The 25,740-nt window shown below is 67.1% G+C and carries 23 protein-coding genes; 14 read left to right on the top strand and 9 right to left on the bottom strand.

Annotated features, from left to right (window positions below; translation table 11 throughout):
• Nucleotides 1-120: 120 nt before the first annotated feature.
• The 3 genes from AC1Z3W_RS04010 to AC1Z3W_RS04000 are packed head-to-tail and all read right to left on the bottom strand — an operon-like array spanning nt 121 to nt 5,101.
• Complete coding sequence (locus AC1Z3W_RS04010) at nt 121-1,011, bottom strand: hypothetical protein (RefSeq protein ID WP_483507088.1); 891 nt, start codon at nt 1,009-1,011, stop codon at nt 121-123.
• On the bottom strand, nt 977-4,831 hold the full coding sequence (locus AC1Z3W_RS04005) for a type VI secretion system Vgr family protein (RefSeq protein WP_483507087.1): 3,855 nt from the start codon (nt 4,829-4,831) through the stop codon (nt 977-979). Before AC1Z3W_RS04005 ends, AC1Z3W_RS04010 begins: the two co-directional genes overlap by 35 nt.
• Nucleotides 4,832-5,101, bottom strand: a complete 270-nt coding sequence (locus AC1Z3W_RS04000; protein WP_175826313.1) for a PAAR domain-containing protein — start codon at nt 5,099-5,101, stop codon at nt 4,832-4,834. It lies immediately after the preceding gene.
• Nucleotides 5,102-5,346: 245 nt separating this feature from the next.
• On the opposite strand from AC1Z3W_RS04000, the gene AC1Z3W_RS03995 reads away from it, so the two are divergent.
• Complete coding sequence (locus tag AC1Z3W_RS03995) at nt 5,347-6,684, top strand: MFS transporter (protein ID WP_483507086.1); 1,338 nt, start codon at nt 5,347-5,349, stop codon at nt 6,682-6,684.
• 134 nt (nt 6,685-6,818) lie between these two features.
• Here the strand turns inward: AC1Z3W_RS03995 and AC1Z3W_RS03990 are convergent, their stop codons facing one another.
• Together AC1Z3W_RS03990 and AC1Z3W_RS03985 are read right to left on the bottom strand one after the other, a co-directional pair.
• Entirely contained in the window at nt 6,819-7,832 is a 1,014-nt protein-coding gene (locus tag AC1Z3W_RS03990; RefSeq protein WP_483507085.1) for a 3-hydroxybutyryl-CoA dehydrogenase, read from the bottom strand.
• Complete coding sequence (locus AC1Z3W_RS03985) at nt 7,829-8,935, bottom strand: NAD/NADP octopine/nopaline dehydrogenase family protein (RefSeq protein WP_483507084.1); 1,107 nt, start codon at nt 8,933-8,935, stop codon at nt 7,829-7,831. The genes AC1Z3W_RS03990 and AC1Z3W_RS03985 overlap by 4 nt, the downstream gene beginning before the upstream one ends.
• A 149-nt stretch (nt 8,936-9,084) precedes the next feature.
• Here AC1Z3W_RS03985 and AC1Z3W_RS03980 point away from each other — a divergent pair, with 149 nt between their 5' ends.
• Both AC1Z3W_RS03980 and AC1Z3W_RS03975 read left to right on the top strand, forming a co-directional pair.
• On the top strand, nt 9,085-10,059 hold the full coding sequence (locus AC1Z3W_RS03980) for an AraC family transcriptional regulator (RefSeq protein ID WP_483507083.1): 975 nt from the start codon (nt 9,085-9,087) through the stop codon (nt 10,057-10,059).
• Nucleotides 10,056-11,087, top strand: coding sequence for a LysR family transcriptional regulator (locus AC1Z3W_RS03975; RefSeq protein WP_175826309.1), 1,032 nt, complete (start codon nt 10,056-10,058; stop codon nt 11,085-11,087). The genes AC1Z3W_RS03980 and AC1Z3W_RS03975 overlap by 4 nt, the downstream gene beginning before the upstream one ends.
• Nucleotides 11,088-11,119: 32 nt before the next feature.
• Here the strand turns inward: AC1Z3W_RS03975 and AC1Z3W_RS03970 are convergent, their stop codons facing one another.
• Nucleotides 11,120-12,250 (bottom strand): porin, encoded by a 1,131-nt coding sequence (locus AC1Z3W_RS03970; RefSeq protein WP_483507082.1) that lies wholly within the window; start codon nt 12,248-12,250, stop codon nt 11,120-11,122.
• A gap of 410 nt (nt 12,251-12,660) precedes the next feature.
• Here AC1Z3W_RS03970 and AC1Z3W_RS03965 point away from each other — a divergent pair, with 410 nt between their 5' ends.
• Nucleotides 12,661-14,058, top strand: a complete 1,398-nt coding sequence (locus tag AC1Z3W_RS03965) for a spinster family MFS transporter (RefSeq protein WP_483507081.1) — start codon at nt 12,661-12,663, stop codon at nt 14,056-14,058.
• 158 nt (nt 14,059-14,216) lie between these two features.
• Nucleotides 14,217-15,197, top strand: a complete 981-nt coding sequence (locus AC1Z3W_RS03960) for a PDR/VanB family oxidoreductase (protein WP_124835306.1) — start codon at nt 14,217-14,219, stop codon at nt 15,195-15,197.
• 205 nt (nt 15,198-15,402) lie between these two features.
• Here AC1Z3W_RS03960 and AC1Z3W_RS03955 read toward each other — a convergent pair whose 3' ends face one another.
• A complete protein-coding gene (locus tag AC1Z3W_RS03955; protein ID WP_175826307.1) occupies nt 15,403-16,320 on the bottom strand; it encodes a LysR family transcriptional regulator in 918 nt (305 codons plus the stop codon).
• 139 nt (nt 16,321-16,459) lie between these two features.
• Here AC1Z3W_RS03955 and AC1Z3W_RS03950 point away from each other — a divergent pair, with 139 nt between their 5' ends.
• The 3 genes from AC1Z3W_RS03950 to AC1Z3W_RS03940 all read left to right on the top strand — a co-directional run bounded on the left by AC1Z3W_RS03950 (nt 16,460) and on the right by AC1Z3W_RS03940 (nt 18,809).
• The gene (locus AC1Z3W_RS03950) at nt 16,460-17,743 is read left to right on the top strand and encodes an aromatic ring-hydroxylating oxygenase subunit alpha (protein WP_483507080.1); all 1,284 of its coding nucleotides are present in this window, start codon (nt 16,460-16,462) and stop codon (nt 17,741-17,743) included.
• Nucleotides 17,740-18,243: an aromatic-ring-hydroxylating dioxygenase subunit beta gene (locus AC1Z3W_RS03945; protein WP_124835312.1), complete on the top strand. Its 504-nt coding sequence runs from the start codon at nt 17,740-17,742 to the stop codon at nt 18,241-18,243. The genes AC1Z3W_RS03950 and AC1Z3W_RS03945 overlap by 4 nt, the downstream gene beginning before the upstream one ends.
• A gap of 179 nt (nt 18,244-18,422) precedes the next feature.
• Nucleotides 18,423-18,809 carry a tautomerase family protein gene (locus AC1Z3W_RS03940; RefSeq protein WP_483507079.1) on the top strand — a complete coding sequence of 129 codons (387 nt, stop codon included), beginning with the start codon at nt 18,423-18,425 and terminating at the stop codon, nt 18,807-18,809.
• Nucleotides 18,810-18,895: 86 nt separating this feature from the next.
• Here AC1Z3W_RS03940 and AC1Z3W_RS03935 read toward each other — a convergent pair whose 3' ends face one another.
• Nucleotides 18,896-20,452 (bottom strand): ATP-binding protein, encoded by a 1,557-nt coding sequence (locus AC1Z3W_RS03935; protein ID WP_175826305.1) that lies wholly within the window; start codon nt 20,450-20,452, stop codon nt 18,896-18,898.
• A 140-nt stretch (nt 20,453-20,592) separates the two neighbouring features.
• Here AC1Z3W_RS03935 and AC1Z3W_RS03930 point away from each other — a divergent pair, with 140 nt between their 5' ends.
• Genes AC1Z3W_RS03930 through AC1Z3W_RS03905 form a run of 6 tightly spaced genes read left to right on the top strand, consistent with a single transcriptional unit; the run spans nt 20,593 to nt 24,860 of the window.
• Entirely contained in the window at nt 20,593-21,786 is a 1,194-nt protein-coding gene (locus tag AC1Z3W_RS03930) for an acyl-CoA dehydrogenase family protein (protein ID WP_483507078.1), read from the top strand.
• Nucleotides 21,787-21,839: 53 nt separating this feature from the next.
• A complete protein-coding gene (locus tag AC1Z3W_RS03925; protein ID WP_011356094.1) occupies nt 21,840-22,217 on the top strand; it encodes a hypothetical protein in 378 nt (125 codons plus the stop codon).
• Between the two features lie 8 nt (nt 22,218-22,225).
• Nucleotides 22,226-22,759: a nuclear transport factor 2 family protein gene (locus tag AC1Z3W_RS03920; protein ID WP_057925846.1), complete on the top strand. Its 534-nt coding sequence runs from the start codon at nt 22,226-22,228 to the stop codon at nt 22,757-22,759.
• Nucleotides 22,760-22,791: 32 nt separating this feature from the next.
• On the top strand, nt 22,792-23,916 hold the full coding sequence (locus tag AC1Z3W_RS03915; RefSeq protein WP_483507077.1) for an amidase: 1,125 nt from the start codon (nt 22,792-22,794) through the stop codon (nt 23,914-23,916).
• A 56-nt stretch (nt 23,917-23,972) separates the two neighbouring features.
• The gene (locus tag AC1Z3W_RS03910) at nt 23,973-24,716 is read left to right on the top strand and encodes an SDR family NAD(P)-dependent oxidoreductase (protein ID WP_124835321.1); all 744 of its coding nucleotides are present in this window, start codon (nt 23,973-23,975) and stop codon (nt 24,714-24,716) included.
• Nucleotides 24,717-24,725: 9 nt separating this feature from the next.
• On the top strand, nt 24,726-24,860 hold the full coding sequence (locus AC1Z3W_RS03905; RefSeq protein WP_483507076.1) for a hypothetical protein: 135 nt from the start codon (nt 24,726-24,728) through the stop codon (nt 24,858-24,860).
• Here AC1Z3W_RS03905 and AC1Z3W_RS03900 read toward each other — a convergent pair.
• Nucleotides 24,857-25,489: a response regulator transcription factor gene (locus AC1Z3W_RS03900; RefSeq protein WP_057925849.1), complete on the bottom strand. Its 633-nt coding sequence runs from the start codon at nt 25,487-25,489 to the stop codon at nt 24,857-24,859. The two genes, AC1Z3W_RS03905 and AC1Z3W_RS03900, sit on opposite strands and share 4 nt — an antisense overlap.
• Nucleotides 25,490-25,740 lie beyond the last annotated feature (251 nt).

Raw genomic sequence — 25,740 nt, 5'->3', positions numbered from 1 at the left:
TCAACCCGCCGGAATTTTCGGTGAAATGTCGATTTGCGCAAAGAAAGGAGGGTGGGCGGGGACGTCCGGCAACGCGAGATCGTTGTCGGAAGCCCCGCCGCCCATGCCGCAATTTCCAGGTCAGCCTTCCTTCATCCACTCCGGCTCCACGTATTCCTTCACCCACATCCACTGACCCGGCTCAAACAAGTTCGTGTACTGGTTTCGCTCCGCTTGCTCGCGAGGGGTCAGCGTGCGGACATCGGGGAATTCATGTCCCTTCCGGATCATATGAACATCCGAACTGGAAGTCCTGGTGTATCCCTGCCAGATCCCCGTTTCAGGGCACAGCATGCCCGTACACAGATTCATCAGCCCGTATTTGTGGCGCTTCGCTTGTTGCTCTTCCAAACGGCGCTGTTCGCGTTCCTCCGGTGTCAAAATCTTGTATATGCGGCTTATCTCGACTATCCACAATTGCTGCGGAAGTGATCCATCCACCGGATTTATGTAACCAAGATCGACATCGATTGGAAACTTACTCCCTGGAACGTCTTTCGAGCGATAGCGAAAGGACTGCAAATTGGGAGCACTGGGGGTGCGCCCCCTCATTTCATTTCCATATTCGCGATTCCCTCGAGAGTCAACCCAATAGTCCTCTAACTGGAGAAGCGACTTGATTTCCGTGTCAGGTAGATTGGCAACCCTTGTGTCAACGACAATTCTTACCCCAGCCGGAACAATTTTCACCTTATCGCGATCATCACTGTAGTCCTCTGGATCGTCGCCAGTGGAAAATTCAATCTTCGTCCCGCGCAGCGCACGATTTTTGTATTTATAAAGAAACCCTTTTGCCGGATGGTGCGTCCATGTTGTGTAATTTGTTCCGAAGACAATATGCTCAGGATCGTATGGTGCATCATCGCGCAGGATCGCCATTGCTGTTTTAAGGATGGTGCGCAGCATGATACGCTGCTCTTCGTCGGTCGTCTGCATTTCAAATCCCTCCCCCAATGGCTTGAAGTGAAGCATCGTATCCTCCTGTGCATGTACCGGGGTTGCGCACGAAAGCACGATCAGGACGGTCCCAATAGGCTTGCACCACTTCCGCACACGCATAAGCATCTTCTTCATGTAACTGGCTCCGGTATCCATCTTCGAAATTCACCATCTTGGTCGCCATTTCTGGCGACACTCTCAACAGCTTGCACACCTCGGCCTGTGCAATTGGCACATCGGGTTTCACATAGGCTCCGCCCGTCTGATTTTGCATGTACGAAATCATCCAGTAATAATGGAAAACCAACATACGATGAAGTCCGGCGGCAACCCGTACATCATCGGGAATTTTCGCCTTCTCTGAGACCTCAAAAATCTCCTTTGGAGAGTCAGCCTTATATACTTTTATTGCCTGAGAGAAGATTACATAGTCGCTCGGATGTTGTTGAAGCAAGGCCATCATCCAGAATGTTTGCTGGCAATGTCGCGCTTCGTGATAAAGCAGGTCCGCGAAGGCCTTCAGGGTGCCGTCCAAGGCAGTCGCATTATTCGATGATGTAACGATTTTCGCGACTTCTCTCTCCTGGATAGCTATTACCCAGTATCTGCCAACAAATGACGCACTGACATCCGGGCGCATGTTGTATCTGGCTGCGCCTTCCGTTGCATTAACAATATCGATCGTGGGAGTCGCAGCATTTGATCTCATCCGGTCACCTGAAGAACCTCGTGGCAATCCAAACGGCCCCGCCGCAAGGGCGGTATTCAATACATTGCCAACCGCGAGAGCGATACTCTCTTTTGCCTCGTCCGATATCTCGCCGCTCAACGTATTGAACTTGCCCCACTCGATCCCAGTGAGTGCCTTCTTAATCGCCGCCGCATAGGCCTTTGTCACCGGATACTCGACATCCCGGCGCACCGGCATGTCCGGAGGCGTATCGCCGTGTTTAGCCCCGTCGATGAAGTGATGGAAGCGCAATCCGAAGTTGAGCGGGTCGCAGCTCGCGAACGCGGCCGGCTGACTCGCGGACGTCGCCCCCTGTTCCGGCGTGCTGACCTTCTTGCCCTTGATCGTTGTGGTGCGTTTGTCGGCGTTCGGCGCCCTGGCGGTGTATGGCGTCGTGTTATCGCGCACGATGGCGGCCCGGTTCACCGCAATCACCTTGTCCGGATCGCTCGCCGCCAGCAGCTCCACCGTGCCGAACGCGATGTCATGGCTCGTCACCACATCCGTTTCGCCCAGCTCGTTGCTCACGCCCTCTATCACGCGTCCGTTGTCGAGCGTGATCCGGTACGGCTGGTTCGGCAGTGCAAACCCGCTGTCATGCTCCAACAGCACGAAGTGCGCCGCATACTGCCCCGGATTGTCGGGCGTGACCGGCAGGCGCATCGGTCGCACCTGCGCTTCGTCTGTCTGGTGACTGCCTGCAAAGATCGTATGTTCGCCGGCCGTCCGCACCACGTAACCCTGATCGCTGATGCGAACCTCCGTACTGCCGGCGTGCAGCACGATTTCCTCTGCCGCATGCAGGTGGATACTGTCAGTCATGCTTGTGATATGGATTGCCCTCTTGGCGGTCACGTCCATACCATCGGTCTGCGCCTCGATCCGTACTTTCCCCGCGGCGGCAACGAGTGCCATGCCTGCCTTGTGCACAAACAGCGAGAACGCATTCGACACGCTCGCGAACAGCGAACGCCCCACGGCGATCCCGACATGCCGGCCGCTCGTGACCGCCACATCCTCTCCGCTCGCGATATGGGCGCTACGCTCGGCCGCGAAACTGATCCCCGCCGGCCCGGCCATCACAATGTCCGGTTCCGTCAGCTCCGGGAAGTCATCCGCGCCGCCGGACGGTGTTCCCCGAATCGCATCGTTACGCGCCTTGATCGCACGGGTGACGTCGCTCTGGTCCGCATCACGTTGTTGTGCGTCGTGCTGTTGCGCCAAATTCGTCAGGCTTTCCTGCAGTTCGCGCGCCTGCGTCAGCCGGCCGACGGCCTCTTTGGCGTCCTTCGCGTGGCCAGGACCGCCCGGTTGACCGTCCGTCGACACAAGCAAACCCTTCAACGCTCGCACCACGCCCCAATCGTCGGTGCGAAGGTCGAAGCCTTTGCCGCGTGCATCCGCACGCCCCTTTTTTCGCGTAATGCGCCGGATGTTGCCGAGACTGAGTTGCGACGTACCGGCATCGCTCGCAATCTGCGTCTGGATTTGTTCCCGCGTATCGTCGATCGCGAGATGGCCGGATGCAGTGCCGTGAAGCTCCTTGCCGCGCAGCACCGACAGCGCATGATTGTGCGGCAGGTCCAGCACGGGCTGGCGGAACGCGTTGACGGCACTGCCGATAATCACCGGCAAATCCGGGTCGCCGTAGTAATGCGACACGGCCACTTCATGGCCGATACGCGGCAGGAACGTCGCGCCCATGTCCACGCCTTGGCACGGCGACAGCACGCGCAGCCAGATACCCGAATGCTCGTCGTGCCGGCCCTGCCGATCCCATTCGAACTGCACCTTCACGCGACCGTATTGGTCGGTCCAGATTTCCTGCCCGGCGGGGCCGACGACCGTTGCTTTCTCAGGCCCGCTCAGGACGGGCTTGCGGACGCTGCGTACCAGTCGGAACGGTTCGTTCGTCGGCAACAGTTCGAACTGCGCATCGACGCGATACGTCTGCGCGCCGCCGGTCCGCCCCGCGACTTCCTCGATATCGAGCGCACACGAAACAACGAGGTATTCACGGTTTGCCGCCTGCTGCGGATAGCCGGTCAACGTAAAGGTGTATCCGACCGTCAGGCCACGCAGATTCCCTTTCCCGTTCGCGCGCCGCCCCGAGCAACGCTGCGCCTCAAGTTGAACGTTTGCGAAGTGGTGCGATTCACGAGCCGTATCGTTCGGCTGGCCCGTGAGCCCTTGCGCACCCGCGAGCGGCTGACTGTAATCGCCCCAACCGTATAGCTCGCCGTCGGCGCTGGCGGTCGGGCGAGGGTTTTCCGCCGTGGTCGCCAGATCGGCGCGCGGGCGCGTGTAGTCGTAATCCGTCACGGTCACGCGTCCGGGCGTCAGGCGGCTGGTCACGGACAGCGTGTGAATGTGTTCCTCGTCGATATGCTGACCATCGGGCGGCAGATAGCGCAGCGTCTCGTACGCCGCACCGTGCGGATGATGGCCACCCATCGTGTCGCACAGAACCAGACGATGATGGCCACCGTCGTGCTCGAACCACCACCAGATTCCCCATTCTTCCCAAAGGCGTTGCAGGAACGCCCAGTCCGATTCAAACGCCTGCCGCTGCACGTCGCGTTTCGGGTACACACCCCGAAATGCACCGAGACGCTGATCGACGGGATAGGGATATTTCGAGAGCACCGCGTCGGTGATTTCAACGACGGTCATGTCCTGAAACAGGCGACAGTCCTGCGTCAGTGTCGCGCGATAGAGCCACGGCCGCAGTTCCAGTTCGTACAGAATCGAGTCGCGATCCTGACCGGCGATCCGGGCCGCTTCGACCAGCCCGGTGATCTCGCGCGTGCCCGCGCCGATGTTGCCAAGTCCGGCGGCGCCGGCCAGCCCCGAAATGAACCGCCCTTTGCCTTCTAGCTGGATCGACACCGTCACTTCCGTGCCGACCATCTTGTCCAGATCGAGATCGGCCGTGCGACTCGGCGAGAACGCATAGGCGTCGTCGGTGCGCAACGTGACGAGGTAACGGCATGCATCGAGACGGCCAATGGTTTCGATGCCTTGCAACCGAACTGGAACAAAGACCGACAGCGCATCCATGCCGTAGGTGGGTAACGCCGCGCCGGAGATGGACAGCGTTCGGGCCTGGGTAAAAATCTCCATTTACTCTGCCCTCGCCGTTCGCTGGCCAATGACGATTGCACCGCAGCCGGTTTTGTCGCCGCGATATCCGACCAGGCGGCCACGGTGCGTGCTTGGACCGCTCGCCAACAGCGGAAAAACGCCACCACATTTCGGATAACGAACGCCATGGCCGTCCAGCGCCACGCCGATTCCAAGATGTTTCAGGTCGTTCGCGCATTCGATGACTTCGCCGTCGTGGTCGGTTTGGTCCCCCAGGCGGACCATTTCATGGCCTTGTCCATTCTTCATCAGTGATCTCGCATCTCACGTGGAACGAGATTGATAACGCGGAAATGCAGCGTCGCCTATGGGATGAATACGATTTTTCCGATCTTGATCGTGAGGCGGGTACGCACCCATCATCAACGGGAGTGATGACACTCCCCTTTTTCTGCGGATTTGACCGGGGCCGGCTGCACCGACAACACTAGCCCGCAGTGCCGCATGCGTAGCGACGAAGACGGCACGCGCCCGCCCCCCCTTCAGAGTCCGCCATGTACCCGACCGACACCGTGCAATCCCCGAGCGCCGCCCGGCCGCTCGCCGACCGGCAGCTTCGCCGGATCGTCATCGCCTCCGTCGCCGGCAACGCGATGGAGTGGTACGACTTCTTCGTGTACGGCACGGCCGCCGCGCTCGTGTTCGGCCACGTGTTCTTCCCGCCCGGCGCATCGCCGCTCGCGGGCAGTCTCGCCGCGTTCGCGGCGTTCGCACTCGGCTTCGTCGCGCGGCCGCTCGGCGGGATCGTGTTCGGCCATGTCGGCGACCGCTACGGGCGCAAGGCGTCGCTCGTGTGGACACTGCTGATCATGGGTGCGTCGACGTTCGCGATCGGCCTGCTGCCGACCTACGCGCAGGTCGGCCTGTGGGCACCGGCGGCGCTCGTCGTGCTGCGGCTGCTGCAGGGCATCGCGTCCGGCGGCGAATGGGGCGGCGGCGTGCTGATGATCAGCGAGAACGCGCCGCCGGAGCAGCGCGGCTACTACGCGGCGTGGAGCCAGCTTGGTGTGGGCGGCGGCTTCGTGCTGTCGTCGGCCGCGTTTCTCGCCGCGCAGGCGCTGCCGGACGACGCGTTCCGCACCTGGGGCTGGCGGCTGCCGTTCCTCGCGAGCATCCTCATCTTCGCGATCGGCATCTATATCCGTCGCCATCTGCCGGAAAGCCGCGACTTCGAGCAGGCCGGCAAGCGCGGTGCGCATACGCATCTGCCGATCGTCGAATGCATCCGCCGCCATCCGAAAGAGATCCTGCTCGCGATGGGGCTGCGCGTCGCCGAAAACGGCGGCGCCTACATCTTCCTCGCGTTCTCGCTCGTCTACGGCAAATACGTCGGCATCCCGAACGGCGTGATGCTGACCGGCGTGATGATCGCGATGATCGTCGAAATGGGTGCGATGCTCGCGTGGGGCCGGCTGTCCGACCGGATCGGCCGCAAGCCCGTGTACCTGATCGGCGCGCTGAGCCTCGTCGCGTGTGCATTCCCGTTCTTCTGGCTGCTCGACACGCGCGCGACGCCGCTCGTGTGGCTCGCGCTGACGGTCGGCACCGCGGTGAGCCACGGCGCGATGATCGGCACGCTGCCCGCGCTGGTCGGCGAGCTGTTCAGCACCGAGGTGCGCTATTCGGGCGTCGCGCTCGGTCATGAAGTCGCGTCGATCTTCGCGGGCGGGATGTCGCCGCTGATCGCGACCGCGCTGCTCGCGCACTACAACGCGTCGTGGCCAGTGTCGCTGTTCCTCGTTGCGCTCGGCCTCGTGACGGTCGCGACGCTATGCGCGATGCGCGAAACGCGCATCGTGCGGGCTGGCGATTCGCACGGCGACGGGGCGTGAGCGTGCGGCGCGCCCGCACGCAGGTCGGGCCACGTCCGCCCGCCTGCTGTGGCCGATGCAGCAGCGCGCCGTGCGGCGCGGGCATCCTCACCCTGCCCGCACCGGCCGGCGCCCGCGCGGCCCTGCCGCGACGGCTACATACCCGATGCCCGCTCCCGCGCGCCGTCGAATACCGGCGCCAGCCCCAGATGATCGAGCAGGCGCCCGAACTCGCCGAGCCGCTGCCGCATGTACGCGGCGACGTCGACATCCGCATAGTCGTGGAAGCCGGCCCCCGTGCGCACGCCGTCGCGCCCGGCCTCCATGTTGCGCACGACGCTGTCGGCGGGCGCAAAGCGCGGGCCGATCTCGCCGGCGAGATACGTCGACGCGTAGTACAGGATGTCGCAACCGCCCCAGTCGATGAACTCGAGCAGCCCGAGCACCGCGAAGCGCGGGCCAAAGCCGGTGCGGATCGCGGTGTCGATATCCTCGGCGCTCGCGACGCCCTCTTCCACCATGCGCGCGGCCTCGTTCATCGCGAGCGCCTGGATGCGCGGCACGATGTAGCCGGGCGCGGGCCCGCAGATCACCGGCTTCTTGCCGACGCGTTCGAGCAGCGCGGCCAGTGCATCGACGACCCGCTGATCGGTCGCATCGCTGCGGCTGATCTCGACGAGCGGCATCAGCAGCGCCGGGTTCAGCCAGTGCGCGTTCAGCATCCGTTCAGGATGCGCGACGTGGCGCTGCAGCTCGGTAATGACAAACGTCGATGTCGTCGACGAGATAGTTGCGCACGCATCTACATGCGCGCCCAGCCAGCGCAACGCGTCGGCCTTCGCATCGAGCACTTCGGGCAGCGCTTCGAACACGATGCCGGCGTCGCGCACGGCGTCCGCCGCACCGTCGCGCGCGACCAGCGCGATACGCGCGACGACGGCCTCGGCCTGCGCGCCGTCGATACGCCCGAGCGCGACCTGCGCATGCAGCGGCCGCAGGATCTCTCCGCGCGTGCGATCCTCGAACGCACGCCATCCTTGTGCGTCGCGCGGCTTGAAGTCGATCAGCGTCACGTCGAGGCCCGCGAATGCAAAGACGAGCGCGATCCCCTGCCCCATGCGTCCTGCGCCGAGCACGTGCACGCGCGTCACGTCGATGGCGGACGTCATGCTGCGTACCCCGCATCGAGCAGCGTGCGCATCGCCTCGCGCGACAAGGCGGCAAGGCCGAGCCCGTCCAGCGTGCGCCCTTGCGCATACAGATCACGGCCGGTCACCGCCGACGCAACGCTCAGCAGCCCCTGCGCAACGGGCGTCGGCACGTTCGCCCAACGTCCGCACGACACGATGAACGACAGCCCGAGCCGGGTGTCCTCGAGCATGTAGCGATGCGTGCGCAAATCGATCTTCTCGCGCCAGTCGCCGCTGTCGGTCAGCTTGCCGTGTGCGCCGCGCCCGTACATCCATTCGTCGCCGTCGGTCGCGTAGTGGTCCGCGAGCGGAAAATGCGGCGCGCGGTAGCCGAGCGCTTCGCGCACGGCGATGCGTTCGGCGTCGAGCGCGTTCGTCACGCGGCGGATCGACGGTTGCGTGCCCTCGTTGTGGATGTCCCACGCGTCGAAGTGTTCGAGCGGCCCGGCGTTCATCAGGATCAGCGGCGGGTGGATCACCGGGCCCGCATTCATCAGCGCGCCGGACAGTGCGTCCTCGACTGGCTCGACCGACGGATAGCCCGCGCGCAGCACGTCGAACGCCCAGCCGGCAGCGTTCGCGGGAAACACACCGGTCGGCAGACGCGTCGCATACGCGCTGATCACGACCGCGTTCTCGCCATGCTTGCGCACCAGGTACGGCAGCGTGCCCGTCTCGGCGTACGCGACGCGCGCACGGTTGCCGGCGTCGGCCGCCGCGCGCGCGAACACGAAGCTGCCGAACGTGCCGGGCGGCAGGAACACGACCTGGCCGTCCTCGAGCAGCGGCGCGACCTGCGCGGCGAGCGCGTCGTGCGAAACGGCCGGCAGCGGCACCACGACGAGCCGCGCGCCGCGCAGCGCGGCCGCGAGATCGTCGGTCAGGCGGACCGCGCCGGGCGCGTCGCCGAGCGGCACCGTGCGCTTGCCGCGATAGTCGGTCACGTCCAACGCGCCGAGCTCGCGCAGCCGCGCATGCGGTTCGCGGTCGCGCCGCCACCACGTCACGTCGTGGCCCTTCTCGAACAGGTCGATCGCGGCCGCATGGCAGCCGTGGCCGCCGCCCAGTACACATACCTTCATCGTTGTCTCCTGGTGAGTGAGTGGTTCCGAGATTACGGGGCGGCGCGCATCGCGTCGCTTCGAAACGCGCAACGGCACGCCCGTTCGCGCAACGCAATCGCGGCGACACGCATCGCGCCGCGCCCACGCATCCGACACGAGGCCACCCCATGGATATCGCGCTCTCCCGACATGCGCCGAACCGGCTCGGCACGCTGCATGCGCCCGACGAAGTCGAACGCGCGGTCGCGCACCGGCTCGGGCCGCACCGGATGGCCGCGCGCGGCCGCGATCCGTTTCACGCGGAGCTGTACGAGGTGCCGCTGCATCGCGGCGCGCTGCTCGAGCTCTGCTACGGCCGCGAAACGCGCATCGATTTCGGCGACGATGCCGATCATTTCCTGTTCCGGCTGACGCTGTCGGGTGCGTGCGAGCTGCGGGCCGGCCATGGGGTCGCGCGTGCGGGCCCCGGGGAACTGACCGTATCGTCGCCGGCGCTCGCGAGCCGCCTGAGCACGAGTCCCGATTGCCGCAACCTGGTGCTGCGGCTCGAACGCGGCGCACTCGAACGCAAGCTGCAGGACATGCTGCACGCGACGCTCACGCGGCCGCTGCACTTCGATCTCGCCGCCGGCGGCAACGGCGCGGGCACCGCGCTCGTGCAGCCGACCTTCGAATACCTGTGCCGGCTCGGCGCGCAGCCGCACATCGGCGCGTCGGCGACGACGTTCGGCGCCGATCTCACGGCATGGCTGATGTCGCTGCTGCTCACGCACCTGCCGCATTCGTACAGCGATGCGCTCGCGCGCGGCACGCCACCGCTGCCGGCGCACGTGCGCCGTGCATGCGACCACGTCGACGCGCATCTGGGTGACCCGCTCGCGCTCGCCGCGCTGGCGGCCGTCGCGGGCGTCGCGCCGCGCACGCTGCAGCACGCGTTTCGCGCGTTCCTGAACACCACGCCGGCCGCCTACGTGCGCGAGCGCCGGCTGGCCGCGGTGCACGCCGCGCTGCAACGCGGCGACGCACGCAGCGTGACCGACGTGCTGATCGCGCACGGCATTCACGGCTTCGGCCATTTCGCGAAGGCCTACGCGCGGCGTTACGGCCACGCGCCTTCCGTCACCGCGAGGCAAGCACGATGACGCACTCCGCCACCGGCCGGCCGCCGGCCCGCAACGAAGCCGCGCCGCACGACGCGGACGCACCCGACGGCCTGCGCGTGCAGGACCTCGACCTGAACCTGTTGAAGACGTTTCGCGCGGTCTATACGGAACGGCATGTCGGCCGAGCGGCGTTGCGGCTCGGTGTCACGCAGCCGTCGGTCAGCTACGCGCTCGGCCGATTGCGGCTGATGTTCCGCGACGCGCTGTTCGTGCGCACCGGCACCGGCGTCGAGCCGACGCCGCGCGCGCAGCGGCTCGCCGTGTCGGTCGACAAGGCCCTCGCGATCCTGCAGGACGTGCTCGACGAAGGCTCGCGGTTCGCGCCGGACAGCACGCAGCGCGTGTTCCGGCTGCACATGAGCGACTTCGCGGCGAGCGCGTTCCTGCCGACGTTGCTCGCGGCATTCGACCGGCGCGCACCGGGCGCGGTGATCGAGACGCTGCACGTCGACGAATGCCAGCTCAACGTCGCGCTCGAATCGGGCCGCATCGATTTCGCGCTCGGGCATTTCGCGGACGCGTCGAGCCATTTCCAGCGCACCGCGCTGCTGCACGAGCGCTGCGTGCTGCTGATGCCGCGCCGCACCGCGCAGCGCATCGCGCTGCCCGACGATTTCGTGCTCGACAGCGACGCGCCGGACACGTTGCGCTTCGTTGCGGTGACGGCGCATCCGCAGTCGATGCAATTGCTGGCGCGGCACGGGCTGATGCCGCGCGTGCGTGCGGCGCTGCCCGACTTCATGGTGGTGCCGGCCTTGCTCGAACAAGGCGATTACGCGCTGATCCTGCCGGAAACGATCGCGATCACGTTCGCCGCGCGGCAGCCGTGTGCACTGTACGAGATCGCCGGTGCCGGCGAATGGGCGGTCAATGCGTACTGGCACCGGCGCTTCGATGCGGACCCGGGCCACCGGTGGTTGCGTGCGCTGCTGCTGGAGTTGTTCGATATCGGCCGGCAGGCGCCGTTCGACGCATGGCTCGCGCCACAACCGCCCGCCTGCGCGTAGCGGCGCGGGCGGACAGGGGCAACCGTCGGCGATCAGAACGACGTGAGGATGCCCGCGACGATCGAGCTGGCGGTCGCGCCGGGTTTGGCGACCGCGACGCCGCCACCCGCCGCGCCGTTGACGACGAAGCGCGCATGCGCGCCGTTGCGCACCATCGCGGCGCCCGTGTACAGCACCGTGCGTTTCGACAGCGGATAGTCGAAGCGGATGCCGTACGAATCGGCGTTGCCGTCGCTGTCGGCGACCTTCCGGTAATGGCCGATGCTCAGCAGCAGCGATGCGCGTCCGATCGGCACCGTCGCGCTGAGTTCCATCGTGTCGCTGTGCGGATACGCGCTCTGGCTGTCGATCGCCGCCGCGACGTCCGGGCCGCCGCGATGCCGCATGTACAGCGCGGCGACCTTCACGACGTTGAAGTCGTACGAGATCGCGCCGACCGTGTAGTTGCCGTTCGCGGCCGGGCTCGTGTCGCCGAGCGCGGACGCGGCGACCGGGCTGAACTTCTGCTGCATGTAGTCGACGTCGACCGACAACCCGCCGCGTACATAGTTGAGCCCCGCGCCATACGTGTCGCCGAGCGTCGCCGGCTGGCCGGCCGCGCCGTTGGTGCCGCGCGCGGCCATCGCACGCAGCATGAAGCCCGCATAACGCGGCGACGTGTAGCGCATCGAGTTGCGCACGCGCAGGAACGCGGGCCCGACGAAGTTGTTCGTCGCGTTGCCCCATGCGAGGCCCGCGCCGAGGCCCGGCAGGCTGTACGTGACGAGCGTGGTGTGCACGATCGTGTAGAGCTCGCCGAACTGCACGCCGCCGAATGGCCCGGTGATGCCGACCCACGCCTCGCGGCCGAACAGCGCGCTGCTGTTCGACAGCGCGCCGCTCGCCGCGTTGAAGCCGTCCTCGAGCTTGAAGATCGTCGCGTAGCCGCCGCCGAGATCCTCGACGCCCTTCAACCCCCACTGCGATGCCCACAGGTTGCCGCTGCCCATGCGCGTCACATGGTTCGGCCCGGCGTTCGCGTACTCGATCGCGGTATCGACGCGGCCGTAGAGCGTCACGCTCGATTGCGCGGCAGCCGGCAGCGATGCGCACGCAAGAACCGCGGCAGCCAGCGTGGCAAGCGGTGCGGCAAGCCGGTCGGCCCGCCCGTTCGGATGGTTCATCTTGGTCGTCCCGTAGAGATTGCGGCGCCTGTCGGCATCGCGCCGCTTGATGTGAAGCGCGTTCGCCATCCCGTGCGAACGCTGCCGATCAAAAACTGGCCGAGTCTAGGAACGACAATTTCGGACGTCGACGCAATCCGCTCTATAACGCTTATAGATGTGCCGCATGATGCGCGCGCGCCCCGCCGCACGCACGTTGCGCGGCGGCCCGTGCGCACGGCCTCGGTGTTTTCTTTATCCGGGTCGGTAAATGTCCGTGTGGCGCGGCTGTCACTCCGGCTATGGCGGCCGAATTTGGCCGACTACGCTGCATCTCCGATCGTGTCACCCGCACGCTTTCGCGCCGCGACGGCGCCCGGCCCGCGAGGCCCACGCCGCGCTTTTTCACCGCCCGCTCCTGGAGAATCCGCATGTCCGCACCCACGGCCCGCGCTGCCGACGGCAAGCGCTATACGTACGAATGGTATGTCGTCGTCATCTGCATGCTCGCGTATGTCTTTTCGTTCGTCGATCGCCAGGTGCTCGTCCTGATGATCGAACCGATCAAGCGCGACCTGCATCTCACCGACACGCAGTTCAGCCTGCTCAACGGCTTCGCGTTCTCGCTGTTCTACGCGGTGATGGGGCTGCCCGTCGCGTATCTCGCCGACCGCTACGCCCGCCCGCGCATCATCTCGCTCGGCATCGCGCTGTGGAGCGTCGCGACCGCCGCGTGCGGGCTCAGCCAGCAGTTCGTGCAGATGTTCATCGCGCGGATGGGCGTCGGCGTCGGCGAGGCCGCGCTGTCGCCCGGCGCGTATTCGATGCTCGCCGACTACTTCCCGAAGGAGAAGCTCGGCCGCGCGATTGCCGTGTATTCGCTCGGCTCGTTCATCGGCGGCGGTGTCGCGTTCCTGATCGGCGGCTACGTGATCGCGCTGCTCAAGCATGCGAGCGCATTCACGCTGCCGGTCGTCGGGCAGGTGCACGCCTGGCAGGTCACGTTCCTGATCGTCGGGCTGCCGGGGATTCTCGTCGCGCTGCTGTTCGCGGCGACCGTGCGCGACCCGCAGCGCAAGGGGCTCGCGCAGGATCGCTCGGGCACCGTGCGGCGCGTGTCGATGCGCGACTCGTTGCGCTTCGTCGGCACGCATCGCGCGACCTTCGCGTGCCACTACCTCGGCTTCTCGTTCTATGCGATGACGCTGTACTGCCTGCTGAGCTGGACGCCCGCGTTCTATATCCGCCGCTTCGGGATGACCGCCGTCGAAGCCGGCTACACGCTTGGCATCGTGCTGCTCGTCGCGAATACGGCCGGCGTGTTCTGCGGCGGCTGGCTCAACGACTGGCTGCTGCGCCGCGGCCGCACCGATGCGCCGATGCGTGCCGGCGCGATCGGCGCCGCGTGCATGGTGATTCCCGCGACGCTGTTCACGCAGCTCGACAGCCTGCCGGCGTCGCTCGCGATGCTCGTCGTCGCGATGTTCTTCGCGTCGTTCCCGATGCCGACGTCGACCGCCGCGATGCAGACGCTCGCGCCGAACCAGATGCGCGCGCAGATCTCCGCGCTGTTCCTGCTCGTGTCGAACCTCATCGCGCTCGGCATCGGCACGACCGTCGTCGCGCTGCTTACCGATCGCGTGTTCGGCGTGCCGGCGGCGGTCGGTCATTCGATGTCGATCGTCAACGTCGCGGCAGCCACGCTCGCCGCGCTGCTGCTGGCGGTCGGATGCCGGCACTATCGCTACAGCCTCGATCGCGAACGTGGCCATGCGTCGGTAGCCGCGCCGCAGGCGGCCGAGGCAGGCAACGCGATCGCCGTCCGCTGAACATCGAGCGTAATCGGTCGCTCGACCATCATCCATCCCACTGATTCAAGCATCGCTTTTTAATCGATTTGATTTATGCGATGCCCATCCCTATTCTCGGTTGCATGACGGCGCGGCATCAGCCGCGCCGGTTTTCTCCCTACCCCACGGAACACCCCATGCAAGCGAACCGCCACCAGGTCCGGATCGACGCGCTGATCGACGCGGCGCAGGACATCCGCTGTTTCCGGGTCTCGCGCGTCGACGGCCAGCCGTTCGATGCGTACGAACCGGGCGCCCATATCGACGTCACCGCGCCATCCGGCGTCACGCGGCAATACTCGCTGTGCGGCCGCCCCGACGAGCGCGGCAGCTATCTGTTCGCGGTGAAGAAGGAAGCGCAGTCGCGCGGCGGCTCGCGCTCGCTGCACGACGACGTGCGCGTCGGCGCCGAGCTGTCGATCGGCGCGCCGCGCAACCTGTTTCGTCTGACGGATGAGGCGAGCGAGCATGTGCTGGTCGCAGCCGGGATCGGCATCACGCCGCTGCTGTCGATGGCGTATGCGCTCGAGCAGCGCGGCGCGCGCTATCGGTTGCACTACTTCGCGCGCAGCCGTGAACATGCGGCCTTCGTCGACGAGCTGTCTGCAGAACCGTTCGCGTCGCACGTGACGTTTCATTACGGGATCGACCCCGATGCGCTTGCGGCCGAACTCGGCCGCTGCGTCGAGGCGATCGACTCGAAAGCGCACGTCTATACGTGCGGCCCCGGTCCGTTCATGGATGCCGTCGTCGCCGCGGCGGCAACTCGGATTCCCGAGGACGCGATTCATCTCGAACGCTTCGCGGCGGAACCGGCCGCGGCCGACGCCGCCGCGGATGCCGCCCCGGCGGAAGGCTTCGAAGTGCGCCTGCAGCGCAGCGGCCAATCGGTGCGCGTCGCGCCCGACACGTCGATCGTCGATGCGCTCGCGCAAATCGGCATCGAGGTCGATACGTCATGCGGCGAAGGCGTGTGCGGCACCTGCATGGTGCCGGTGCTCGACGGCGAGCCCGATCATCGCGATCACTGCCTCAGCAAAGCCGAGCGTGCGAGCAACACGGTGATCTGCTGCTGCGTGTCGCGTGCGCGCTCGGCGGTGCTCGTCCTCGATCTTTGATGTGTCGGATGTGTCGGATGTGTCGGATGTGTCGGATGTGTCGGATGTGTCAATGTGTCGATGTGTCGATGTGTCGATGTGTCGATGTGTCGATGTGTCGATACGCCGATGCGTCGATACGCCGGATGCATCGATGTACTGACATTCCGGCACGCGCGCCCGCCACGCGCCCGCCGCCCGCCACGCGCCGCGCACCGCGCAGCCGTCACGCGTCGAACCGCTCGACGATCTCGGCGAGCAGCGCGCGCATCCACGCGTTGCCCTCGTCTTCGTGGAAATGCTCGTGCCAGTGCATCGTCACCGGCGCGGGCGGCAGCGTGACGGGCAGGTCGTAAAGCCGGAACCCGTTATCGCGGTTCAGAATCTGCGCGAGCCGCTTCGGCAGCGTCGCATAGAGATCGGTGACCGACAGCACGCTCGGCAGCGCGACGAAGTGCGGCACTTCGAGCGCGATGTTGCGGCCAACGCCCTGCGCGCGCAACGCATCGTCGAGCGCGTGGTGACTGTGCTCGACCGATTTCACGTTGACGTGCGCGGCGCGCACGAACTGGTCGAGGCTCAGCGCGGCGCCGCTCGGCAGCCCGCGCCGGCGGCCCGTCATGCACACGTAGGTTTCCTCGAACAGCACCTGGTGGCGCGTGCGCGGCATCAGCTCGGGCAGGTTGCCGATCGCGAAATCCAGCCGGCTCGCGCGCAACGCTTCCTCGATCTCCTCCACCGGCAGCGGCTGCACGCTCAGCGTCACGCGCGGTGCACGCTCGCGCAGCGCCTGGCAGATCGCCGGCAAGTACGCCATCTCGCCCGCATCCGACAGCGACAACCGGAACGTGCGCGTGCTGGTGGCCGGATCGAAGCGCTCCGCGTAACGCAGCGCCACGCGCACCATGTCGAGCGCCTTGCCGACGATGCCCGCGAGTTCGAGCGCGACCGGCGTCGGCTGCATGCCCGCGCGCGTGCGCACGAACAGCGGATCGTCGAACAGCGTGCGCAGCCGCCCGAGCGAATAGCTGACGGCCGGCTGCGACAGCGCGAGCCGCTCGCCGGCCTTCGTCAGGCTGCGTTCCTCGACGATCGCCTGGAATACGCGCAACAGGTTCAGATCGAGATGATCGACCGATGTCATCGTGACCTCCATCATTTGCCATATTTATTTGACCATCAATTTTAGATCAATTTGACGAATATGTAGCGAAAGACGAGACTGGTCTTCCGACGCTGCGCACGGCGCGGCCCGATTTCGCGACTCTTTCCCCACGACGACGATGAGCGACATTCCCTACCAGACGATCGACACCCGCGCGTTGCACGGCTTCGCGCAGCCCGACCGCATCGCGCCCGCGATGTATCACGACCCCGCGCTGTTCGAGGCCGAGCTCGACCGCATCTTCTACCGCACCTGGATCTGGGTCGCGCACGAAAGCGAGCTGCCGAACCCGGGCGACTTCATCACGACGACGATCGGCCGCCAGCCGGTGATCGTCGTGCGCGACAAGACCGGCGAGATCAACGTGCTGCAGAACCGCTGCCGCCATCGTGGCGCGACCGTGTGCGAATCGCACAAGGGCAACGCGAAGGGCTTCACGTGCCCGTATCACAGCTGGTCGTACGCGCTCGACGGCACGCTGCGCGCGCTGCCGTACGGCGACGGCTACGAAGGCGTGTGCGAGAAAGGCGACCTGCCGCTCGTGAAGCTGCGCGTCGGCGTGTACCAGGGGCTGATCTTCGCAAGCTTCAACGACGCCATCGAACCGCTCGAGGATTTCCTCGGCGGCGCGAAGCCGTGGATCGACCTGTTCATGAAACAGGGCGCCGGCTACCCGATCAAGGCGAACGGCGAGCACAAGTTCAAGTTCAAGGGCAACTGGAAGATCCAGCTCGAGAACACGACCGACCTCTATCACTTCCCGGTCGTGCACAAGTCGTGGATGAAGTCGATCGACGACGAGACGGCCGCCGCGATCACGAGCTTCATGACGAGCGAGGACGCGTTCTGCCGCGGGCTCGGCAACGGCCACAGCCTCGCGGTGCTGATGCCCGAACTGATCGATCTCGATGAAGACGACGGCGCGCCGCTGCCCGAGCGCTTCGCGCCGCTCGCGGCGAAGCTCGCCGAGCGCCACACGCCGGAAGAAGTGCGCCGCATCGTGCGTTCGCTGATGGGTGTCGGCTTCAACCTGAACCTGTTCCCGAACCTCGCGCTGTCGATGGCGTTCTTCCGCGTGCTGCGGCCGATCTCCGCGAACGAAACCGAGATTCGCCACGTCGCGCTCGCGATGGACGGCGGCCCGGACGAAGCGAATCGCGAGCGGCTGCGCATCCACGAGCACTTCCAGGGCCCGTTCGGCTTCGGCAGCCCCGACGACGCGGAAGCATGGGAGCGCGTGCAGCGCGGCGCGCATGCGGGCCCCGACGTGCCGATCCTCGTGAATCGCGGGCTGAACCGCGAGACGACCGCCGCGAACGGCGAAAAGACCGCGCATGCGACCGACGAGACGGGCATGCGCGAGGCCTACCAGCAATGGCGAAAAGTGATGGAGCAACAGTGATGGACGACCGCAACGCCCTTTTTTCCGAGCAGACCTTCGCCCGCGCGGTCGAATTCGTGTGGCGCGAAGCCGAGATGCTCGACCGCCGCGACTATCGCGGGTGGCTCGACCTGTGGGAACCGGCCGGTCACTACGTGGTGCCGATCGATCCCGATGCGACCGATTTCGCCGCGACGCTGAACTACGTGTTCGACGATCGGGACATGCGCGAGAAGCGCGTGCAGCGGATGGTGTCCGGCTACTCGGCGTCGGCGACCGACGCGGCGCGCACGGTGCGCACCGTGTCGCGCTTCACGCTGGAAAGCGGCAGTGCCGGCACCGTCGAGCTGAAATCCGCGCAGGTCGTCGTCGCATACAAACGCGGCGTCGCGACGCTGTTCGCGGCCGACGTCACGCACAAGCTGCACGTCGATGCCGAAGGCGAGATGCGGATCGCCGAGAAGGTCGTGCGCCTGATCGACTCGACCGAAGCGCTCAGCGCGATCGGCTTCCTGCTGTAAGCGATCGCCGGTTCGCCGCCGCCAGCGGAACGGTGAACCAGTCACCTTCACCTGTAAGCGGCCACCGGTTCGCCGTCGCCGGCGCAACGGTGAGCCGGTCACCTTCACCTGTAAGCAGTCACCGGTTCACCGTCGCCGGCGCAACGGTGAGCCGGTCACCTTCACCTTTCCCGACGACCATGCCCACACTCGAAGTTTTCCTGCCGGCCGGCCATGACGCCGCACGCAAGGCCGAACTGATCGCACGGCTCAGCCACGCGACCGTCGACGCGATCGGCGCGCCGATCGAATCGGTGCGCGTGCTGCTCACCGAATTGCCGGCGACGCATATCGGTCTCGGCGGCCGCACGGCGGCCGATGGTGCACCGCCGTCGCTGCCGGTGATCGTCGCGATCCTGATCGCCGGCCGCACCGACGAGCAGAAGCGCGCGTTGATCGCGGCACTTTCCGACGCCGCCGCGACCGTGCTCGATGCGCCGTTGCAGGCGACGCGCGTGATCATCAAGGACATCCCGAACACCGATTTCGGGATCGGCGGCCAGACCGCGCGGGCGCTGGGGCGCTGATCATGGGCCGGGCGTCGCTCCATCGTGCGCCGCCGCCCTGCCGTGATGTCAGTGATGCCCCTGGCGGCCGCGACGCAACGCAGCGGCTATGCGTGCGCTGCGCCGGCGAGCGGCAGCGTCACGCGGCAGTCGAGCCCGCCGCCTTCGGCCGGGCTCGCGCCGATACGGCCGCCGTGGCGCGTGACGATGCTCTTGCACAGCGACAGCCCGATCCCGTTGCCGCCCGCCTTCGACGACGAAAAGCCGTCGAACAGCCGGTCATGCGCACCTTCGGCGATACCGGGGCCGTTGTCGATCGCGCGCAGTTCCGCGTGCCCGTCGACATTCGCGGTGCCGAGCGTCAGCGTGCATGGCGCGCGCTCGCAGCCGGCGAATGCCTCGATCGCGTTGAAGGCGAGGTTGAGCATCACCTGCCCGATCAGCACGCGCTCGCAGCGGATCGGCAGCGGCGCATCGGCCTGCACGATCGCGACCGTCACGCCCGCCTCCTTCGCGCGCAGCTCGATGAAATATGCGACGTCGGCGAGGATCTCGCGCAGGTCGGCGAGCGCGACGACCGGCTCGCGCTTCACGATGAACTCGCGCACGCTCTTGATGATCAGCGCCGCATGCTCGGCCTGCCGGTCCGCGCTGCGCAGCCCCCAGATCGCATCGTCGACGGCGCCGCGCCCATTCAACCGCTGCACCGCGCCCTCGATGAAGTTGCGCACGGCCGCGAGCGGCTGGCTCAACTCGTGCGCGATCACGCTCGCCATCTCGCCCATCGCGTTGTAGCGGCCCGCGTATTCGAGCATCCGCGCCTGCGCTTGTCGCGCATCCTCGATCGCGACTTCGTCGCTCACGTCGCGAAACTGCACGAGCAGCCCGTCGAGATCACCTTCGATCTCGACCTGCCGGCACAGGATGCGCAGCCAGCACGTCGAACCGTCGCGCCGCACGATCCGGTAACGCTGCGGCTCGGACGGGCACGCGGACGGCGCATCGCGCAGTTGCGCGACGAGCCGGTCGCGGTCGGCCGCGCTGCAATAGTCGAGCACCTCGCCGAGCGCTTCGTCCGGCGCGAGCCCGAGCACGCGACGGCCCGACTCGCTGATGAACTGCACGCCGCCGTGCGGCGTCACGACCGCGATCCCTTCGTCGAGATCCTGCATGAACTCGCGCAGCCGTGCCTCGTAGCGGCGCAGTTGCTGGCGCACCGCCTCTTCCGCGCTGATGTCGCGGAACTGCACCATCACGACGTCGCGCCCGCGCAGCGGCACATAGGTGGCGGTCGCCTCCGACAGCATGTCGACGCCCGTGCGCGAGCGGTAGCACCACTCGTACACCTGCGGCCCGTCGACGAGCGCGCGATCCCACGCGCTCACCGCGATTTCGCGGCGGTATTTCGGTTCGGGACGCGTCATGTCCGGCGCCTTCAGCGGCAGCAGCTCCTCGACGGAAAAGCCGAGCGCGATGCACGCGGCGCGGTTCGCCCACACGATCGCCTTGGTATGCGCGTCGTGCAGCAGCACGCAGGTGGTCAACGCGTCGAGCAGCCGGTGGAAATCGTCTTCGTCGGGAAAACTCATGATCGTCTTCGGATAAGGTCGCGCGGCATCGCGCGGCCGGAAACCCAACATAGCACCGGCGCGCGCCGCCCGCATCTGAAGATTTCTTTAGTCCGGCACGGAACGTCACCAGTCGCACGGCCCTACGCACCAATTGCTGCGTGTTTTCGGCGTTTCTAGACTAGGTCCATGCAGTGTCCATTCCCGCAATCGAACCCCATCCCCAGGAGACAGCCATGCCCAACGCCGCCCTCGCCATCGACGCCGCGCCCCCCTCGCCGCATGCGGTCCGCGACGTGGCCGCGCGGGTGTCGCCCCTCGACGCGGTGATCGAGACCGTCGCCGCGCGCCGCGACGAATTCGACCGCCTGTCGCACGTGCCGCGCGACGTGATCGCGCTGTTCAAGGAAGCCGGCATCTATCGCGCGGGCACGCCGCGCCGGTTCGGCGGCGATGCGCTCGCGCCGACTGCGTTCCTCGACATGATCGAGCGGATCGCGACCGCCGACGGGTCGGCCGCGTGGGTCGCGAGCTTCGGCTCGGCCAACGCCTATCTCGCCGCGCTGCCGCTCGCCACGCAGGCCGAACTGTACGCGAGCGGCCCCGACCAGGTGTTCGCGGGCGGGCTGTTCCCCGTGCAGCCGGCGCAGGCGGCACCCGGCGGCTGGCGCGTGACCGGCACGTGGAAGTTCGCGAGCGGCTGCAAGGGCGCCGACTGGCTCGGCGTCGGCATCGCGGTGCCCGGCGCGCAGGATGCCGCGCCGAACAAGCCGCGCACGGCCGTGTTCCGTGCCGCTGACGTCGAGATCGTCGAGAACTGGAGCGTGGTCGGCATGCAGGGCACGGGCAGCCACGACCTGCGCGTCGACGACCGCTTCGTGCCCGAGGCGTGGACCTTCGTGCGCGGCGGCGAGGCGACCGTCGACGAGCCGCTGTACCGCTATCCGACCGTCGCGTATGCGGCGCAGGTGCTCGCCGTGGTCAACCTCGGGCTGGCCCGCGCGGCGCTCGACGCCGCGAACCGGATGTCGGGCGGCCGCCAGACGACTACCGGCGCACCGCGCCTCGCCGATCGCGCGTATTTCCGCATCGAGCTCGCGAAGGCCGAGGCGCAGCTGCGCTCGGCGCGCGCGTTCTTCTACGACGCGACCGACTCGGTCTGGCAATCGATCCTCGCCGGGAACCCCGTGACGCCCGAGCAGGTCAGCCTGCTGAGGCTCGCCGCCACGCATATCGCGCGCGAAGGCGCGAGCGTCGTCGAGCGCGCGTACCGCCTCGGCGGCACGGCCGCGATCTATCGCACGCATCCGCTGCAGCGCCTCTTGCGCGACGCGATGGTCGTCACGCAGCACGCGTTTCTCGGCGAAGGCAACTTCGACGGCGCGGGCGCGGTGTTTACCGGCGTCACGCCGTTTCCCGGCTATCTGTAATCCGCGTCGATTCGCTTCGACGCCGCTCAACGCATTCTTCAGGAGAACCTGTCATGTCCGATTCGAATCCGCTGCCGCTGCGCGTGCTGTTCTGCTGCGGCGTGTCGCAAAACTTCTTCGACCTGCCGCGCGAGAAGATCGGCGAAGTGTGGCAAGCGTACGGCGCGATGCTCGCCGCCGTCGAGGCGATGCCCGGCGTGCGCGTGCTCGGCGTGATGGATGACGACCGCCTCGTCGTCGGCCAGGCCGACGGCGCGCCGTGGACGTTCTACATCATGGCCGACGTCGCCGACTTCGACACGACGGTCGCGGTCTGCAATCTGTACCGCACGACGCCCGTCGGCGAATACAACCTGTGGCGCTACGGCAAGATCGAGGCGCGGGTCGGCCGCGCGCTGACCGTGCCGCCGGCCGCGAAGCCCGCAGCGTGAGGCGCGCGATGACCGGCCCCGATTCTTCGCGCTTGATCACGGCGCTCGAAGCGCTTGAGCGGCGCGTGGCGACGCTCGACGCCGAACGCGCGGTGCGCGCGACGATCACGCGCTACATGGCGCTGTGCGACGTGCCCGAGGATGCCGGCGACGGCCCGGCGCTCGCTGCGCTGTTCACGGCCGACGCGGTGTGGGAAGGCATCGGCCCGCAGTACGCGCGCAAGTTCGGCCGCCTCGAGGGCACGGAGGCGATCGTCGCGATGCTGCGCCGCTATCTGCCGCCCGATCCGCATTTCGCGGCGAACCTGCATTTCCTGACGTCGGAGTCGATCGACGTCGGCGCCGATCATGCGAGCGCATGCGGCCGCTGGATCATGCTGCAAGCATCGCGCTACGCGGACGGCGCGGCCGAGCTGATCGCCGCGCGGCTGACCGTCGACTTCGCGCCAGCCGACGACGGCACGACCTGGCTGATCCGTCATTTCCGCACCGAGCGCGTGCTCGACGGCCCGTGGCCGCTCGCCGCCGCGCCGCAATCCTGAACCCTTTCACTCCGCTCGCACGCCATCGCACCATGACAGGCTTCATCGATACCTTCACGCTGGGCGGCCCGGGCCCGACGATCGCGATCAAGGACACGATCGACATCGCCGGCCATCCGACCCGCGCGGCCAGCCGCGCGCTCGCCGACGCGCCGCCCGCCGCGCAGCACGCGGACGTGGTCCGCCTGCTGCTCGACGCCGGCTGGCAGATCGCCGGCAAGGCGAACATGCACGAGCTCGCGTTCGGCATGACCGGCATCAACGACACCACCGGTACGCCGGTCAATCCGCAGGACCCGACGCGCATTCCGGGCGGCTCGTCGAGCGGGTCGGCGTCGCTCGTCGGGCTCGGCGTCGTCGACGCCGCGCTCGGCACCGACACCGGCGGCTCGATTCGCGGGCCGGCCGCCTGCTGCGGCGTGGTCGGGCTGAAGCCGACGTTCGGCCGCGTATCGCGGAGCGGCGTCGCGCCTGCCGACACCACGCTCGATTGCGTCGGGCCGTTCGCGCGCGACGTCCGCACGCTCGCGGCCGTGATGGCCGCCATCGCACCGGACTTCGATCCGGCGCGTGCGGCAGCGCCCGTTGCCGGCTGCACGGTCGCGCACGTGCTCGCCGATACCGATCCGGCGATCGCCGCCGCGCTCGACGCGGCGGTACGCGCAGCGGGCCTGCGCACGCACGATGTCGTGCTCGACGAACTGCCTGCCGCGTTCACGGCGGGGCTCGCCGTCATCAACGCGGAAACGTCGCGCGCATTCGGGCACCTCGTCGCAACCGGCAAGCTCGGCGCGGATCTCGATGCGCGGCTGCGCACGGCCGCGCAGACGACGCCGGCCGCACTCGCGCAAGCCGAAGCCGTACGCGCGCGCTTCACCGCGCAGGTCGATGCCGCGCTCGACCGCGCGGACGTGCTGGTGCTGCCGACGCTGCCCGCGCTGCCGATCACGCTTGCGCAGGCACGCGACGGCGTATCGGTCATCGCGATGTCGTCGCTGATCCGGCCATTCAACCTGAGCGGCCATCCGGCGCTCAGCCTGCCGCTGCCGCTCGCCGGAACGCCGCTGAAGGCCGGGTTGCAGATCGTCGGACGCAAGGGCGCGGACGAACTGGTGTGCGCGATTGCAGCACACTTCGAAGCGGCACTTGCCGCATGAACCACGATGCGGGCGCCGCTTCGGCCACGCGCCCGCGAACCAGGGAATCACGCACCATGTCAGACCGAGTCGTCCTCGTCACCGGCGCCGCGCGCGGGCTCGGCGCCGTCATCGCCGAACGCTTCCACGCGGCCGGCTATCGCGTCGCGCTGGCCGACATCGCCGCCGACGCCATTCATGCGCACGCACGCGAACTCGACCCGAGCGGCGAACGCGCGATCGCGCTGCCGCTCGACGTCACGTCGAAACGCGATTTCGAAGCCGCGCGCGATGCGCTCGTCGCGCGCTGGGGCGCGATCGACGTGCTCGTGAACAATGCCGGCGCATCGAAGGTCGTGCCCGCGATGGAGATCACGGCCGAGCAGTTCGACCAGGTGATCGACGTGAACCTGCGCAGCGTGCTGTTCGGCTGCCAGGTGTTCGGCCAGTACTTCGCGACGCGCGGCGCGGGCCGCATCGTCAACATCGCGTCGCTCGCCGGGCAGAACGGCGGCTCGGCGACGGGCGCGCACTATGCGGCCGCGAAAGGCGGCACGCTGACGCTGACCAAGGTGTTCGCGCGCGACCTCGCCGCGCAGGGCGTGACCGTCAACGCGATCTCGCCGGGCCCGCTCGATCTGCCGATCGTCCATGAAAGCGTCGCGCCGGAAAAGCTGCGGCAGGTGCTCGCGAGCCTGCCGGGCGGCAAGCTCGGGTCGGCCGGTTTCGTCGCGGATGCGGCGGTGCTGCTCGCGTCGGGCGACGCGCATTTCGCGAACGGCGCGTGCTGGGACATCAACGGCGGGTTGTACATGCGTTGAGCGCGTTGCGTGGCCGCGCGTGTCGTGCTTGTCGTGCTTGTCGTGCTTGTCGTGCTTGTCGTGCTTGTCGTGCTTGTCGTGCTTGTCGTGCTTGTCGTGCTTGTCGACCACGACGCGCGCTTCGACGCGTGCGAATCCGTCTAGCGCGGCGTGTCGCCGTCGTCGCCCCACACGACCATCACGTCGCGCACCAGCGCGGCGATCGACGTCGCACCGAGCTTCTCCTTGATGCTCGCGCGATGCACGTCGACGGTCTTCACGCTGATCGACAGGTCCGACGCGATCTGCTTGCTGCCCTTGCCGTCGACGACGCCGCGCAGCACCTCCTTCTCGCGTGCGGTCAACGCGTCGAGCCGCTGGCGCAGCACGCGGTGCCGCTGGCCGACCGCGTGCCGCTGCTGCGCGAGCCGCAGCGCGCGTTGCACGCGCTCGAGCATCTGCTGCGAGTTGTACGGCTTCTCGACGAAATCGATCGCGCCGTTCTGCAGTGCGCGCACGGACATCGGAATATCGCCGTGACCGCTGACGAAGATCACCGGCAGCGTCGCGCCGCGCGCGTTCAGTTCCGCCTGCACGTCGAACCCGCTTTTCTCCGGCATCCGCACGTCGAGCACCAGGCACGCGGGCAGGTTCACGTCGAAGCGCGCGAGGAAATCGGCCGCGTTCGCGAAGCCTTCGGATGCGATGCCGACCGATTCGAGCAGCCAGGCGAGCGACGTCCGCATGCCGCTGTCGTCGTCGACGATGTATACGATCGGAGCGGGTGACGTCATCGGGGTGTCTCGCAAGATATCGGTATCGGTGCCGCACGCGCCGCAGGTGATGCAAGCGTCGTTCGTCGGGGGTATGCGGCACATCATAGCGAGCCGAAAATGCGCTGAATACCCCTTTACGTCCCGCACGAACGCCCGATCGCACATTTTTTCGCGCGCCGTGCCGCGCATCTAGGTAGAACCTTTAGACGCGTTGGCGGGAACGCCAGCTTCGGCATCAATCGTGCGAATGTTCGCCCGCATTTTCGCGA

The sequence above is a fragment of the Burkholderia sp. 10_S31 genome (genome assembly GCF_056930375.1).
This window is presented reverse-complemented; position numbering and strand designations above follow the sequence as displayed.

Excerpts from the sequence above, each read along its gene's own strand:
- AC1Z3W_RS04010 (WP_483507088.1), bottom strand. The coding sequence starts at position 1,011 with ATGCTTCACTTCAAGCCATTGGGGGAGGGATTTGAAATGCAGACGACC.
- AC1Z3W_RS04005 (WP_483507087.1), bottom strand. The coding sequence starts at position 4,831 with ATGGAGATTTTTACCCAGGCCCGAACGCTGTCCATCTCCGGCGCGGCG.
- AC1Z3W_RS04000 (WP_175826313.1), bottom strand. The coding sequence starts at position 5,101 with ATGAAGAATGGACAAGGCCATGAAATGGTCCGCCTGGGGGACCAAACC.
- AC1Z3W_RS03995 (WP_483507086.1), top strand. The coding sequence starts at position 5,347 with ATGTACCCGACCGACACCGTGCAATCCCCGAGCGCCGCCCGGCCGCTC.
- AC1Z3W_RS03990 (WP_483507085.1), bottom strand. The coding sequence starts at position 7,832 with ATGACGTCCGCCATCGACGTGACGCGCGTGCACGTGCTCGGCGCAGGA.
- AC1Z3W_RS03985 (WP_483507084.1), bottom strand. The coding sequence starts at position 8,935 with ATGAAGGTATGTGTACTGGGCGGCGGCCACGGCTGCCATGCGGCCGCG.
- AC1Z3W_RS03980 (WP_483507083.1), top strand. The coding sequence starts at position 9,085 with ATGGATATCGCGCTCTCCCGACATGCGCCGAACCGGCTCGGCACGCTG.
- AC1Z3W_RS03975 (WP_175826309.1), top strand. The coding sequence starts at position 10,056 with ATGACGCACTCCGCCACCGGCCGGCCGCCGGCCCGCAACGAAGCCGCG.
- AC1Z3W_RS03970 (WP_483507082.1), bottom strand. The coding sequence starts at position 12,250 with ATGAACCATCCGAACGGGCGGGCCGACCGGCTTGCCGCACCGCTTGCC.
- AC1Z3W_RS03965 (WP_483507081.1), top strand. The coding sequence starts at position 12,661 with ATGTCCGCACCCACGGCCCGCGCTGCCGACGGCAAGCGCTATACGTAC.
- AC1Z3W_RS03960 (WP_124835306.1), top strand. The coding sequence starts at position 14,217 with ATGCAAGCGAACCGCCACCAGGTCCGGATCGACGCGCTGATCGACGCG.
- AC1Z3W_RS03955 (WP_175826307.1), bottom strand. The coding sequence starts at position 16,320 with ATGACATCGGTCGATCATCTCGATCTGAACCTGTTGCGCGTATTCCAG.
- AC1Z3W_RS03950 (WP_483507080.1), top strand. The coding sequence starts at position 16,460 with ATGAGCGACATTCCCTACCAGACGATCGACACCCGCGCGTTGCACGGC.
- AC1Z3W_RS03940 (WP_483507079.1), top strand. The coding sequence starts at position 18,423 with ATGCCCACACTCGAAGTTTTCCTGCCGGCCGGCCATGACGCCGCACGC.
- AC1Z3W_RS03935 (WP_175826305.1), bottom strand. The coding sequence starts at position 20,452 with ATGCGGGCGGCGCGCGCCGGTGCTATGTTGGGTTTCCGGCCGCGCGAT.
- AC1Z3W_RS03930 (WP_483507078.1), top strand. The coding sequence starts at position 20,593 with ATGCCCAACGCCGCCCTCGCCATCGACGCCGCGCCCCCCTCGCCGCAT.
- AC1Z3W_RS03925 (WP_011356094.1), top strand. The coding sequence starts at position 21,840 with ATGTCCGATTCGAATCCGCTGCCGCTGCGCGTGCTGTTCTGCTGCGGC.
- AC1Z3W_RS03920 (WP_057925846.1), top strand. The coding sequence starts at position 22,226 with ATGACCGGCCCCGATTCTTCGCGCTTGATCACGGCGCTCGAAGCGCTT.
- AC1Z3W_RS03915 (WP_483507077.1), top strand. The coding sequence starts at position 22,792 with ATGACAGGCTTCATCGATACCTTCACGCTGGGCGGCCCGGGCCCGACG.
- AC1Z3W_RS03910 (WP_124835321.1), top strand. The coding sequence starts at position 23,973 with ATGTCAGACCGAGTCGTCCTCGTCACCGGCGCCGCGCGCGGGCTCGGC.
- AC1Z3W_RS03900 (WP_057925849.1), bottom strand. The coding sequence starts at position 25,489 with ATGACGTCACCCGCTCCGATCGTATACATCGTCGACGACGACAGCGGC.